Source organism: Jiangella alba, from assembly GCF_900106035.1.
Taxonomy (GTDB): Bacteria; Actinomycetota; Actinomycetes; order Jiangellales; family Jiangellaceae; genus Jiangella; species Jiangella alba.
In genome coordinates this window covers 3,517,352-3,529,600 of record NZ_FNUC01000004.1, presented here as the reverse complement: position 1 = coordinate 3,529,600, position 12,249 = coordinate 3,517,352, and the positions used below count along the sequence as shown (strand labels likewise).

Below are 12,249 nucleotides of genomic sequence, written 5' to 3'. Positions count from 1 at the left end.
TCTCGTACGGAGGAGGACTCATGGACGCGGTCGCCACCCGGCGTGCCGGTGCACGCGAGTGGGCGGGCCTGGGGCTGCTGGCGCTCCCGACGGTGCTGCTGGGCCTGGACGTCACGGTGTTGTACCTGGTGTTGCCCAGCATGGCCGCCGAGCTCGACCCGTCGGCGACGCAGACGTTGTGGATCATGGACGCCTACGGCTTCTTCATCGCCGGGTTCCTCATCACCATGGGCACGCTGGGCGACCGGATCGGCCGGCGGCGCCTGCTGCTGATCGGCATGACGGCGTTCGCCGTCGTGTCGGTGGTCGCGGCGTTCGCCCCCAGCGCCGGCCTGCTGATCGTGGCGCGCGCCCTGCTGGGGGTCGCGGGCGCGACGCTGATGCCGTCGACGCTGTCCCTGATCTCGAACATGTTCATCGACGTGCGGCAGCGTGCGGTGGCGATCGGGGTGTGGGCCACGATGTTCGCGCTCGGCATGGCGGCCGGGCCGGTGCTCGGCGGGGCGCTGGTCGACCGGTTCTGGTGGGGTGCGGCGTTCCTGGTCGCGGTCCCCATCGCGGTCGTGGTCCTGATCGCGGCGAAGGCGCTGCTGCCGGAGTTCGCCGACGCGCGGGCCGGGCGGCTGGACCTCGTCAGCGTCGCGTTGTCCCTGGCCGCGATCCTGCCCGGCATCTACGCCGTCAAGCACGCCGCCACCCACGGCGTGGGCACCGGCACCGCCGTCCTCCTCGCGGCCGGCGCCGTGGCGGGCCTGACGTTCGTGCGCCGGCAGCGGCGGCTGGACTCCCCGCTGCTGGACGTCCGGTTGTTCGCCGACCGGGCCTTCTCCGCGGCACTGGCGGTGCTGCTGATCGGGCTCGTCGGTGTCGGCGGCACGATGTACCTGGTCACCCAGTACCTCCAGCTCGTCGAGGGCATGTCCCCGTTCGCCGCGGGGCTGTGGATGGGCCCGCCGGCCCTCGCGATGTTCGCCGCTGCCGTCGGCGCACCGCTGGTCGCCCGCCGGGTCCGCCCGGGCGTGGTCATGGGGGTGACGCTCGCACTGTCGGTGATCGGGTACGCGCTCCTGGCGACAGCCGGGACGGACGACGCCGTGGCCGTGGTTGCCGGGTTCGCGTTCGTCTACCTCGGCCTGGGGGCGATCGCCGCGCTCGGCACCGACATGGTCGTCGGCGCCGCGCCGGCGGCGCAGTCGGGCTCGGCCGCCGCGCTCTCCGAGACGGTCCAGGAACTCGGCATCGCCCTCGGGGTCGCCCTGCTGGGCAGCCTGACTGCCGTCGTCTACACCACCCGCGTGGCCGCGCCCGGCGGCGTCGCGCCCGAGGACGCCGCCCGCGTCACCGACAGCCTCTCCGGCGCGCTGTCGGTCGCGGACCGGGTGCCCGCCGACGTCGTGCGCGATGCGCAGCACGCGTTCACCACCGGAGTGAACCTCGCCGCGGCCGTCGCCGGCGCGGCCATCGTCGCGGCGACCGTGCTGTGCTTCGTGGCGCTGCGCCGAGTCCGCGCGCTCGGCCAGTAGCCTGTGGCGAACGGGAGGAGGGAGCATGACCGACGGCGCCGAACACCCCGCCGACGGCCGGCGTGCCCGCGGCGCCAAGCGCCGGGCCGAGATCATCGCCGCCACCCTGGCCGTGGTCACCCGCGACGGTGCGGCCGGCGTCACCCACCGCACCGTCGCGAAGCAGGCCGGCATCCCCACCAGCCTCAGCACCTACTACTTCGCCACCCTCGACGACCTCCTCGTCGCCGCCCTGACCAGCGTCGCCGACGCCTACACCGACCGCATCCGGCAGATCATCGACGGCCCCGGCGACAAGCTGCGAGGGCTGGCCGAGCTGATCGTCGAGTCCGGCGGGCCCGGGCGCGAGCACGCCCTGGCCGAACGCGAACTGTCCACCCTCGCCGCCCGCCGGCCCGCGTTGACGCCGGTCGCCCGGCGCTGGCGCGAGAACGTCGCCGAACTCGGCGCGACCCTCACCGACGACCCTCACGCCATCGCCGCCCTCGTCGCCGCCTCCGACGGCCTGTGCACCGCCATCCTGATCGACAACGTCCCCCACGACGTCAGCCACGTGCACCGTGTGCTCGCCCAGGCCCTCGGCACCAGCCCCGCCACGACCGTCAGATGAAGATCGCCCGGCCCGGGTCGGTGAACCCGGCGCCGACGACGAGCGAGTCGCCGTACGGGCGGGTGACGAAGCCCGCGTCGTTGTGCCACGCCCGGATCTGGCCGTCCGTCTGGATCGCCGCGATCTCGGCCCGGCCGTCGCCGTCGAGGTCCGGGAAGCGCACCCGGGCCGGATCGGTGAAGCCGTCGGCGATGATGACGGAGTTCCCGTACGGCATGGTGGCGAAGCCGGCGTCGTTGTGCCACGCCTGCACGTCACCGTTGGCCTGGACGGCGATGATCTCGTCGCGCCCGTCGCCGTCGATGTCGGCGAACGCGGTGCGCGACGCCGTGAACCCGGTGGCGATGATGCGCGAGGCTCCATAGGGCATCGCCGAGAAGGCGCCGTCGTTGTGCCAGGCCTGCACCTGGCCGTCGGCCTGGATGTTGATCAACTCGGCCCGGCCGTCGTCGTCGAGGTCGGCGAACCGGACCCGCGTGGGGTCGGTGAACCCGGTCGCGATGATCACCGAGTCGCCGTACGGCATGGTGCCGAAACCGACGTCGTTGTGCCACGCCTGGACGTCGCCGTTGGGCTGGAGGTGGATCTGCTCGGCCCGGCCGTCGTCATCGAGGTCGGCGAACCGGACCCGCGCGGGATCGGTGACCCCGGTGCCGATGATCGCCGAGTCGCCGTACGGCATGGTGGCGAAACCGAGGTCGTTGTGCCACGCCCGGACCGCGCCGCCGGCCTCGACGACCGCGAGCTCCGAGCGGCCGTCGCCGTCCAGCGACACCGCTCGCCGGCCGCCCTGGACCGGCACGTTGCCCACCCAGGACAGGTCGACGGAGTACAGGTGCCGGGCACCGCCCACCCAGCCGTGGAAGACCACCTTGTCGCCGCCGGTCAGGCCGTCGGCCGCCGTGACGACGTCGGCGCCGCCGGGCCCGCAGATGCCGGTGTTCCCCTGCGTCATCAGCGCCTGACCGGCCACCGAGTACGGTCCACCGGCGCTGTTCGCGGTCGCATACCGGGTCTCGTAACCGCACCCGCCGTAGCTGCCGCCGGAATAGAACAGGACGAACTGACCACCCCGCTGGACGATGTCCGGCGCCTCGATCACCCCGCTGCTGGTGAGCAGCGCCGTCGAGCCGCCGACGAGCGCGGTGCCGTTGTTCGTCGTCCGGACCAGCCACAGCGTGCTCGGCTGCCCGATCGCGTTGCCGTCGTTCTTCCACAGCAGGTACCGGGTTCCGTCGGCCGCGACGAAGGTGTTCGCGTCGATGGCGCCACCCTGACCCAGCGGGCAGATCAGTGGCGAGCCGGCCGGCGTGAACGGGCCGAGGGCGTTGGTCGCGGTGGCCACGCCGATGCACTGGCGCCCGGAGGCCGTGTGCCAGGCGGTGTAGGTCATGGTGAGGGTGCCGTCGCCGTTGAGGTGCACGTCCGGCGCCCAGGTCCGGCCGGCCGTGGCCCAGCTCGGCGACGGGCCGCCCGGCATCGCGTCGCCACGGACCGTCCACGGCCCGTCGATCGTGGGCGCGCTCGCCACCGGCACGTGGGCGAAGTTGTTGGTCGCGTAGGCGTACCAGGTGCTGCCCACGCGCACGAGGTCCGGATCCGGGAAGTCCTGCGCGATGAGCTGCTTGGGCACCTCCGGCGGTACGGCGGTGGCCGGGGCCAGCCCAGCCGTCATCGAGGCGAGAACGGCGACACAGGTGAGGACGGTTCGACGCAGCCGACGGGACATCGCGACTCCTTCGGATAGCGCGGACGGGGGTCAGGGTCGTTGCGGGGACCACTCCTCGCGCCACGCAACGAGGTCCGCCGCGTCACCACCCGGTGCGCCCTTGACGACCTGGAACGTCAGTCGCAGCGCCGCGCCGGACTCGGCGACGAGCTCGGACTCGTACTCGCCGCCGCGAGGCGGAGCCTTGACGGCGAACACGACCTCCCCGGCCGGGTTCGCCAGGACGGCGTTCTGCGGCCGCCCCTGGAAGAGGTGCGTCACCCGCTCACCGGGCCGGAAGCCGGAGGCGGTGATCACCTGCACGGTGTTCGTCCCGACCGGGTCGTACTGGACGCGACCGGACGGCTCCGGCTCGGGATCGGTGTCGGCGGGGAGCGAGCTGAAGCCGATCAGCTCGTAGTCGTCCCACCGGCCGCCGGCGGCGGTGGGGGTGGTCCACGGGTTCCGACCGGACGGCGAGCCGTCGTGGTAGTAGATCGTCAGGCCGCCGTCGGCGCCGACCGCCAGCAGGTCGGACCGGCCGTCGCCGTCCGCGTCCTGCACGTCCAGCGTCCCGGCGTCGGCCCAGGCGGAACCGAGCTCGTACGGCAGCGTGGGGTCGGACGGGTCCGCGGCGGCGCGGGCCGCGGCCAGGTCCCAGGTCCAGACCGGCGCGCTGCCCGGCGCGATGTCCGCGCCCGGGTTGGGCAGCACCCACACCGAGCCGTCGGCCTCCCGGATGACGAGGTCGCGCGCGTCGTCGCCGGTCATCTCGGCCCACCGCACGAGGTCGGTGGTCTGCAGGCCGAGGGCGACGTCGGTCCAGGCGCCCGACAGCCACGGGCTGGCGGCGCTCTGCCCGTCGTGGAACCAGACCCGCAGGTTGCCGTCCGGCATCCGCGACAGCAGGTCCGGCCGGTCGTCCCGGTCGACGTCCTCGAGCAGCACCGCGGCGGCGTTGTTCCAGCCGCTCATCCCGAAGATCTTGACGTTGATGTCCCACGGCGCCGCCGCGACGCCCTGATGCGGGTGGTACCAGACGCTGCCGGTGCCGGCCGGGTCGCGGAAGAACAGGTCGATCCGGCCGTCGAGGTCGACGTCGTCGAGGGCGAACACGTCGGCGCCGCTCCAGTCCGAGCCGACGACGTTCGCCGCCGAGCGCGTCCACGGGCGGTCCCGGTCGCCGGTGTGCCAGAGCCGCCACAGCCGGCCGTCCCGGTCCAGCGCGACGGCGTCACCCGTGCGCACGGGTTCCGGGTCGGGCTCGGGCTGGGGGTCGGGCGGGTCCGGAGGCGCCTGCGTGACCGGCGCGTCGGTGACGGCGAGCAGGCTGTCGCGTCCCCACCAGGACCCGGCGTCGATGCGGGTCGTCCACGGCTTCTGGCCCACCGTCGCACCGTTGTGCGGGTAGATCCACAACCCGCCGTCGTCGTCGAGGGCGAGCAGGTCGCCGAGGCCGTCACCGTTGACGTCGGCCACCCGCAGCGCCGCGTAGTCGGCCCAGGCGAAGCCCAGCTCGTACGGGAGGGTCGGATCGGCCTCGGCGCTCGCCGCCCGCAGCCCGCTGGTCCCGGCCGCGGCCCGCGCCCGCAGCTCGTCGAGGTCCCAGAGCACCTCGCGGCCGGACGAGCGGGCCGCCGGCTGTGCGCTCTCGCCCGGGTGCGGGACGATCCACAGGGTGCCGTCCTCCTCGCGGATCACGAGGTCACGGAAGCCGTCCCGGGTGACCTCGCCGAACGCGACCGTGTCGGCGCGGTCAAGACCGTAGGCGACGTCGTACGCCGGCCGGGTCAGCCACGGGCTGCCGGTGGTGCTGCCGTCGTGTTCCCAGATCCGCAGGTTCCCCGCGGGCTGGCGGGCCATCAGGTCGGGCCCGCCGTCCCGGTTGAAGTCGTCCAGGACGACCTGCGGCGTGCCGGCCCAGCCGGTCATGCCCAGGACCCGCTCCCCCGGGTCCCAGACCGGTTCGAGGCCGGCGCGATTCGGGTGGTAGCCGACGGAGTCACCGATGCGGTCGAACAGGTCGGGCTCGCCGTCGAGGTTCACGTCGGCGACGGCGAGCGAGTCGGCGCCACCCCAGCCGGTGCCCAAGGCGGCGCCGCTCGTCTCCGGCCACGGCGTGCCGGCGGCCGCGTCGTGCGAGTAGTGGACCAGTCGCCCGTCCGCCGTCCGGAGCACGAGGTCTCCGGGTTCGACGCCGATCGGCTCGGCCGTCGAGGCGACCGCCGCGACCAGCGGCATGGTCAGGACGGACATGGCGCCGGCGATGAGCAGGCGCGGGGTTCTACCAGGCATGAACACCCTCCGTGTGAGTTGTGGTCTACAGCGCGATCGGCGAATCGGCGGCGGGCACGTCGTCGCCGTTGATGCGGACGGTTCGCAGCCCGTCCAGCGGAGGTACGTGCAGCAGGACCTCGGGGGCGTCGGCGTGCCAGCGCCCCTCGAACTCGACGTCGAGGCGGGCCCCGCCGTCGGCGAGCTCGAACCGCAGGTCGACCGGGCCGTGCTCGGTCGCCACCCGCTCGAACACCGTCTGCTCCGTCTCGGACAGCCAGCTCACCGGGCACAGCCGGAGCAGGTGGAGCTGCCCGTCAGTCAGCTCGGCGTCGATCACGGCCTTGAGCAGATGCCAGACGATCAGGGCCGACGTCGACAGGTTGCCGGACATGCCGTGCCGGTGCTCGTTGGAGATGAACGTCTGCGGCGAGACGCCGGCGTTCAGCAGGCTGTACACGCCCTCGAGATAGCGGTCGCGGTCACCGGCCTGCCAGGCGTGCGAGACGTTCCAGCTGTAGCAGGGCTCGCAGGTCGACACCTCGCGGATGAGCCAGGCCCGGTGGATGGGATTGGAGCGGACGTCCCAGAGCTCCGCGTTCGGGCCGGCCCGGAAGTAGTCCAGGTGCGACGTCATCAGCGGGTCGTCCGCCGGGAACACCCCGGCCCAGACGAAGAACAACGGGCCGATGTCCAGGAGGAACGCGTCCTGGAAGATGTGGAACGGCCGGTCGGTGTAGTCGGCCACCGGCACCGGCTGGGTCGAGCCGTCGGGGTGGGTCCAGGTGGCGGCGTTCCGCGCGAGCTCCCGGTACGCGTCGACCATGGCGGTGCGGAACCGCTCCCTCGCCGCGTCGAACTCGTCCGCCCGTGGGTGCCCCACGCGCTTGAGCAGCTTGACCGCCGTCGCCAGCCCCTTGTAGTTCCAGCCGAGCGACCAGGTGGCCTGGGTGTCGAGCAGCTCGTCGCTGGAGTGGGCGGCCGGCATCAGGCCCTGGACGCCGTCGTGCGGGATCGTCTCGCAGGCGTCGCGGATGAACTCGCACGCCTTCACCACGATGTCGATCCACTCGTCGATGAAGTCCTGATCGCCGGTCATCAGCGCGTGGTAGGCGATGTTCTGCAGGATCGCGCCGTGATCGGAGAGCCAGTCGAACGCCTGCAGGTGCGAGGGCGACCCGAGATACCCCGGATGCAGGCCGTGGTCCTGGTACGCCTGGCCGGGCGCGATCCGGGTGCCCTGGGTGTCCCGGTAGATCTGCAGGTGACGGCGGGAGATCTGGTGCTGGCCGAGCGGGTCCAGCAGCATGTGATGGACCATCGACGTCGGCGTCGCCCAGAGCACGTCGTACCCGAACGAGCCGGTGAGGAAGGTCCGCTTGCCGCTCTCCGGGCTGGTCTCGCCGACGATCTCGGTCAGTTCGACGAAGCGCCGCAGCGCCTCGTTGACGGAACGCTCCGGGGTGTGGATCGTCGCGCCCGCCGCGTCGGCCGTCGACGTCCAGTACGCCTCGGCCTGCGCCAGCGCGCCGTCCCACCCGAGCGCGAGCTCCCGGCGGAACTCCGTGCGGCTCTGCGGCAGCATCGCGACCAGCAGATCGGCCCGCGCGCCCGGCTGCACGTCGAGGGTGAGCGTCAGGTCGTACACCCGGGGCGTGGCGGTCTCGGTGAAGACGACCCGGTCGGCCGGCAGCGGGACGGTGCCCATCCGGACCGTGCCGTCGAGGTGTTCGACCTGCACCGACCGGTTCGGCCCGACGCCGAACCCGGGAGCGACGCGCATCCGGCCCGGCATCGCGGCGTTCTCCGGCTCGTACTCGAGGGTCACGCCGTTCTCGTCGGCGTAGCCGTCCCGGAACTGCAGGTGCCGGCGGGCCATCCGCACCACGAACGGGAGCGTCTGCGGCGCGCGCACCTCGTCGACGTGCACCACCTCGAGCCGGACCCAGGCGTACAGCGGGTCGCTCTCCTGCTGGTAGTCGCCGCCGCCCCTGATGCTGCCGAAGACCGACTGCCGGACGACGACGCCCTGCGGCAGCCGCCAGTACGTCTCCAGCACCGGTGCGGCCGCGTCGCCGTTCCACCGCTGCTCGCCGATGCCGAGGTCGTCCTGCCACAGGTACCGGCGGTGGGTGGGCGGGCTGGCGACGTTGCCGTGGAAGTCCGGCGGCAGGAACTGCAGCTGCATGCCCCGCCCCTGGTAGCCCGCGACGTTGTCCTTGGTCATCCAGGCCGGTCCCGGCTCGCACATGAGGAGGCCGTTGTAGAACACGTTGAACCGGAACAGGTGGCCCTTCCAGCCGATCGGCGTCCAGACCTGACGCTGCGGCGGCCACCAGGTCGCGGCCGCGGCGGCGTCGGGCTCCACTCCCGGCCGGCTCGCCGCCGGCGTCGCGGCGGGCGCGGCGGGCGCGGCGGCGATAGCGGGCGCGGCGGCGAGCACCGGGCCGCCGACCACCGTGCCGCCGACGGCCGCACTGCTCATCTGCAGGAATCCCCGACGGGACAGGTTCGACATCAGCAGCTCCTTGCGAGGCACGAATACCGGCAACGACACGCTTGGCGAACGCGGAGAGATTGATGTTTCGAAATACCGAAAACATCTTCTCAATCGAGAGCATATGATGTTGCGGCGCGCGAGCGCAATAGTCGTCCGAGCTAGGGGGTCACGCCTCGCGGTCCCGCCGGGAACGGCCGAAGAAGCGCCACCGCCGCGACGCCGTCGTGCCCGCCGCCGCGTCGGTACCGGCGGCGAGATCGACGTGCTCATCCACCACCGACGGACCCACCGGATCGGCCTCGGACATCGCGACCAGGTCCCGCCGCGCGAGCACGGACGACCCGCTCACTCGCCCCGGTCGCGCCGGGAACGGCCGAAGAAGCGCCACCGCCGCGACGCCGTCGCGCCCGCCGCCGCGTCGGTGCCCGCGGCGAGATCGACGGGCTCATCCACGACCGAAGGACCCACCGGATCGGCCTCGGACACCGCGACCAGGTCCCGCCGCGCGAGCACCGACCACCCGCTCACTCGCCCCGGTCGCGCCGGGAACGACCGAAGAAGCGCCACCGCCGCGACGCCGTCGCGCCCGCCGCCGCGTCCGTACCCGCCGCGAGATCGACGGGCTCATCCACGACCGAAGGACCCACCGGATCGGCCTCGGACATCACGACCAGGTCCCGCCGCGCGAGCTCGGACTGCTCGGCGTCGCCGCCGGCGATCACCGCCTCGAACGCGGCCCGCGCGCCCTCGGCGTCGCCGAGCTCGGTGAACAGCAGGTAGCCGAGGTTGACGCCGGCCTGCGCCGCGAACGGCTCCCGCCGGGTGGCGACGGCGCGCTCGAACGCGCCGACCGCGGCGTCGACGTCGCCGAGCTGCTGCCGGCTCGCGCCGAGGTTGAACCAGGCGTTGCCGGTGGCCGCGAGGTCGGTGTCCTACGCGATCACGTCGCGGCACGCCTTCTCGGCCGCCGCGACGTCACCCTGCCGGGCGCGTATCACGCCCAGCGTGACGAGGGCCGAGGCGCGCGGCGACCACTCGGGGTCGTCACCGGCCACGCAGGCCAGCAACGCGCCGTGCGCCGCCTCGCGATCGCCCTGCCCCAGCAAGGCCACCGCGACCTGGAACCTGCCCTCGGCGTCGTCCATCGGCACACTTTTTCACGGGGCGCCGTCCGGGCCCGGACGGTGAACGAGGCTGACGTGGTGCGCCTGGTGCCGCCACGCACCGTCGTCCAGGACCAGCACGTCGGTGGCCAGCCCGGACAGCGCGAAGGGCTGCCCGCCGACGGTGCCGTGCTCGGACCACGCGTACGAGCACACCGCGACCGGTCCGTGCGTCCGGCTGACCAGCTCGCTGACGGTCCAGTCGTCGACCTGGGCGGTCGTGAAGAACGCGGCCGCCTCGGCCAGCAGCGCGTCGCGGCCGATCGAGCGGCCGTCCGGCCCGCCGGAGGCGATGTAGTCGGGCAGCGTCAGCGCGGTCAGGGTGTCGGCGTCGCGGTCCTGCATGGCCTGCCACCACGCGTCGACCGCCTGTTCGGGTGTGCTCATCGCGATCTCCTCGGTTCGGGGCCGGCGGTGCCGCGCAGCCGGCCCGGCGGATGGGCGCGCTCGGTCGCGCGGCCACGTTCCCACTCGATCGGGCAGCCCGGGTCCAGCCCGGCGACGCCCAGCTCGGCCAGCGCCGCGCCCAGCACCTCGCGGCGGTGCGCGGAGAACGTCACCACGTGCGCGACCACTCCGCCCAGGCTGAAGCTCTGCGGCGGATCGCACGGGGCGTCCACGAAGCCGTCGTTCCACTCGTCGTGGTCGCGGATCCGCCGGACCAGGCGCAGCCACTGCGCGCCGGCACTCCCCCAGCGGGTCCGGAGCCCGGCGACCGACCGGTCCGTCCCGTCCGGCAGCTCGCGGCCCTCGATCGCCGCGCACCAGACCTCCTTCGTCCACACCAGGCGATCGAGCATCGCCCGCACGGTGGTCTCCGGGCCGTCGAAGTCCAGCACCTGGTGGCGCGGGCGGACCTCGACGTCGAGCTGGTCGCCGGGCAGTTCGGCGGCCCGTTCGAGCAGCCGGCCGGTCAGCCAGTGGTCGTGCTCCACCAGGCGGTCGGTCAGGTCCATGGCGGTCGTCGTCCCTTCGGAGCCGCCGGGCTGGGACAGCCACAGCCCGCCGGGGCCGTGGAAATGGATGCCGTTCGGCGCGACCAGCCGGAAGTCGCGCCCCTCGGCGGGGAACCGTCCGGGCGGCACGCCGTACGCACGGCTGAAGGCCCGTGAGAACGCTTCGGAGAAGCCGTAGCCCGCACGCATCCCGGCTTCGGTGACCGTCGCACCGTGGGACAACTGCCACGCCGACCGCTCCAGCAGCAGCCGGCGACGGAACGCGCCCGGCGTCTCGCCCAGCCCGCTCGCCACCAGCCGGTCGAAATGGAACCGGCTCAGGAAGGCGCGGCCGGCCACCTCGGATCCTTCCAGGTGCTCGTCGAGCAGCGTCAGGATGGTGTCGAGCAACCCGCGCAGCCGGTCCGGTCTGACGTCGTCCATGCGACCGATTCTGGCGGTTCGCCCAGCGGTCGCGCCTGATCGCGATTGCGGATCCGAGCGGATCGGGCAGACTGGCCGGACGATGATCCATGGCATCGAGGACGCCCCATGAGGCGCGTTGCGGTCGTCGGCGCCGCACTGCTCACGCTCGTGCTGCCGCTGAGCGGTTGCGACGACGTCTCGATCACCCGGGGTGACGACGACGCCGCGCTGCCGCCGGCGGCCACCGACTCCGACGGCACCGAGGTCTGGGACCTGCGCACCACACCCGCACCCGAGGACGTCGGCATCGTCGGTGACGAGACCGCGGTCTACGAGACACGGCCCGAGCGACCCGTCCTGCTCCAGCTGCCCGACGGCGTCGAACTGCGCCTGCCCGCCCGGTACCTCGCGTTCCGCGCGACCGACGACACCGTGAGCATCGACGTCAAGACCGGCACGAGACCGCTGGACGAGACCGTGGACCTCCTCGGGTCCGTGCTCGAACAACTCGCGCTCCCGGCCGAGGCCGTTGCCCGGTTCGAGGCCGACGCCGCAGCCGCGAGCGGCACCGAGTGGGTGCGGGCCGACCGCGTGCCCATCCAGCTCGACGATCTCGACCTCGGCGTGGTCGCCCGCTACAACCCCCATGGCGACGCCGGCCTCGTCGCCCTCTCCGGCGGCTGGCAGCTCTGACGAGAGCGGCCGGGCGGGGCCGGCCGGTTCACGATCCGCTCACCGCGGGCTCGGTGACGTGGCAGAGCAGCACGCCGCCGATGATCAGGGCGAGACCGGCGAGCCGCCCCGGCGTCAGCGGGTCGCGGCTGACGAGGACCCCGAGGGTGACCGCGCCGACGGCGCCGATGCCGGTGAACACCGCGTACGCCGTCCCGACCGACACCGCCTGCATGGCCCGCGACAGCGCCATGACGGCGGCGGCCCCGAGGACGACGCAGAGCAGCGTGGGCAGGGGGCGGCTGAAGCCGTCCGTCGGCTTGATGCTCTGCGAGAAGGCGATCTCGATCAGCCCCGCCAGCAGGAGCCACGACCACGCGCTCATGTGCCTCGACGCCTCCTAAGTGGTCACCGTGTCCGGATTCAGGAACCGACAAT

At 73.2% G+C, this 12,249-nt stretch carries 13 protein-coding genes and 1 pseudogene; 3 read left to right on the top strand and 11 right to left on the bottom strand.

The annotated features are described in order from the left end of the window. The first annotated feature begins 20 nt into the window (after window positions 1-20). Together BLV02_RS33965 and BLV02_RS33960 are read left to right on the top strand one after the other, a co-directional pair. Complete coding sequence (locus BLV02_RS33965) at window positions 21-1,523, top strand: MFS transporter (protein WP_069111431.1); 1,503 nt, start codon at window positions 21-23, stop codon at window positions 1,521-1,523. A 25-nt stretch (window positions 1,524-1,548) separates the two neighbouring features. Then, window positions 1,549-2,133 (top strand): TetR/AcrR family transcriptional regulator, encoded by a 585-nt coding sequence (locus tag BLV02_RS33960; RefSeq protein WP_069111432.1) that lies wholly within the window; start codon window positions 1,549-1,551, stop codon window positions 2,131-2,133. On the opposite strand, the gene BLV02_RS33955 is transcribed toward BLV02_RS33960, so the two are convergent. The 10 genes and pseudogenes from BLV02_RS33955 to BLV02_RS33910 all read right to left on the bottom strand — a co-directional run bounded on the left by BLV02_RS33955 (window position 2,126) and on the right by BLV02_RS33910 (window position 11,157). Further along, a complete protein-coding gene (locus BLV02_RS33955) occupies window positions 2,126-3,862 on the bottom strand; it encodes a family 43 glycosylhydrolase (protein ID WP_083288630.1) in 1,737 nt (578 codons plus the stop codon). The genes BLV02_RS33960 and BLV02_RS33955 overlap by 8 nt on opposite strands. A gap of 30 nt (window positions 3,863-3,892) precedes the next feature. Further along, the gene (locus BLV02_RS33950) at window positions 3,893-6,136 is read right to left on the bottom strand and encodes a hypothetical protein (RefSeq protein ID WP_141711570.1); all 2,244 of its coding nucleotides are present in this window, start codon (window positions 6,134-6,136) and stop codon (window positions 3,893-3,895) included. 25 nt (window positions 6,137-6,161) lie between these two features. Beyond that, the gene (locus BLV02_RS33945; protein WP_069111435.1) at window positions 6,162-8,633 is read right to left on the bottom strand and encodes a hypothetical protein; all 2,472 of its coding nucleotides are present in this window, start codon (window positions 8,631-8,633) and stop codon (window positions 6,162-6,164) included. 148 nt (window positions 8,634-8,781) lie between these two features. Continuing rightward, window positions 8,782-8,949 (bottom strand): hypothetical protein, encoded by a 168-nt coding sequence (locus BLV02_RS36945; protein WP_171906739.1) that lies wholly within the window; start codon window positions 8,947-8,949, stop codon window positions 8,782-8,784. Window positions 8,950-8,960: 11 nt separating this feature from the next. Continuing rightward, the gene (locus tag BLV02_RS36940) at window positions 8,961-9,128 is read right to left on the bottom strand and encodes a hypothetical protein (protein ID WP_171906740.1); all 168 of its coding nucleotides are present in this window, start codon (window positions 9,126-9,128) and stop codon (window positions 8,961-8,963) included. Window positions 9,129-9,139: 11 nt separating this feature from the next. Next, window positions 9,140-9,337 (bottom strand): hypothetical protein, encoded by a 198-nt coding sequence (locus BLV02_RS37900; RefSeq protein ID WP_069111438.1) that lies wholly within the window; start codon window positions 9,335-9,337, stop codon window positions 9,140-9,142. A 114-nt stretch (window positions 9,338-9,451) separates the two neighbouring features. After that, window positions 9,452-9,508: pseudogene (locus tag BLV02_RS38655) on the bottom strand (hypothetical protein); the annotation flags it as partial. Window positions 9,509-9,547: 39 nt separating this feature from the next. Beyond that, window positions 9,548-9,760, bottom strand: coding sequence for a tetratricopeptide repeat protein (locus tag BLV02_RS33920; protein WP_069111439.1), 213 nt, complete (start codon window positions 9,758-9,760; stop codon window positions 9,548-9,550). Between the two features lie 12 nt (window positions 9,761-9,772). After that, window positions 9,773-10,165, bottom strand: a complete 393-nt coding sequence (locus BLV02_RS33915) for a nuclear transport factor 2 family protein (protein WP_069111440.1) — start codon at window positions 10,163-10,165, stop codon at window positions 9,773-9,775. Beyond that, window positions 10,162-11,157 carry a helix-turn-helix domain-containing protein gene (locus BLV02_RS33910; protein ID WP_069111441.1) on the bottom strand — a complete coding sequence of 332 codons (996 nt, stop codon included), beginning with the start codon at window positions 11,155-11,157 and terminating at the stop codon, window positions 10,162-10,164. The genes BLV02_RS33915 and BLV02_RS33910 overlap by 4 nt, the downstream gene beginning before the upstream one ends. Window positions 11,158-11,265: 108 nt before the next feature. Here BLV02_RS33910 and BLV02_RS33905 point away from each other — a divergent pair, with 108 nt between their 5' ends. After that, window positions 11,266-11,832 carry a hypothetical protein gene (locus BLV02_RS33905; RefSeq protein ID WP_069111442.1) on the top strand — a complete coding sequence of 189 codons (567 nt, stop codon included), beginning with the start codon at window positions 11,266-11,268 and terminating at the stop codon, window positions 11,830-11,832. Between the two features lie 28 nt (window positions 11,833-11,860). On the opposite strand, the gene BLV02_RS33900 is transcribed toward BLV02_RS33905, so the two are convergent. Then, a complete protein-coding gene (locus BLV02_RS33900) occupies window positions 11,861-12,196 on the bottom strand; it encodes a DMT family transporter (RefSeq protein ID WP_069111443.1) in 336 nt (111 codons plus the stop codon). Window positions 12,197-12,249 lie beyond the last annotated feature (53 nt).

Bases quoted from the DNA above. Each gene is read 5' to 3' on its own strand.
- BLV02_RS33965 (WP_069111431.1), top strand. From the start codon at position 21: ATGGACGCGGTCGCCACCCGGCGTGCCGGTGCACGCGAGTGGGCGGGC.
- BLV02_RS33960 (WP_069111432.1), top strand. From the start codon at position 1,549: ATGACCGACGGCGCCGAACACCCCGCCGACGGCCGGCGTGCCCGCGGC.
- BLV02_RS33955 (WP_083288630.1), bottom strand. From the start codon at position 3,862: ATGTCCCGTCGGCTGCGTCGAACCGTCCTCACCTGTGTCGCCGTTCTC.
- BLV02_RS33950 (WP_141711570.1), bottom strand. From the start codon at position 6,136: ATGCCTGGTAGAACCCCGCGCCTGCTCATCGCCGGCGCCATGTCCGTC.
- BLV02_RS33945 (WP_069111435.1), bottom strand. From the start codon at position 8,633: ATGTCGAACCTGTCCCGTCGGGGATTCCTGCAGATGAGCAGTGCGGCC.
- BLV02_RS33920 (WP_069111439.1), bottom strand. From the start codon at position 9,760: ATGGACGACGCCGAGGGCAGGTTCCAGGTCGCGGTGGCCTTGCTGGGG.
- BLV02_RS33915 (WP_069111440.1), bottom strand. From the start codon at position 10,165: ATGAGCACACCCGAACAGGCGGTCGACGCGTGGTGGCAGGCCATGCAG.
- BLV02_RS33910 (WP_069111441.1), bottom strand. From the start codon at position 11,157: ATGGACGACGTCAGACCGGACCGGCTGCGCGGGTTGCTCGACACCATC.
- BLV02_RS33905 (WP_069111442.1), top strand. From the start codon at position 11,266: ATGAGGCGCGTTGCGGTCGTCGGCGCCGCACTGCTCACGCTCGTGCTG.
- BLV02_RS33900 (WP_069111443.1), bottom strand. From the start codon at position 12,196: ATGAGCGCGTGGTCGTGGCTCCTGCTGGCGGGGCTGATCGAGATCGCC.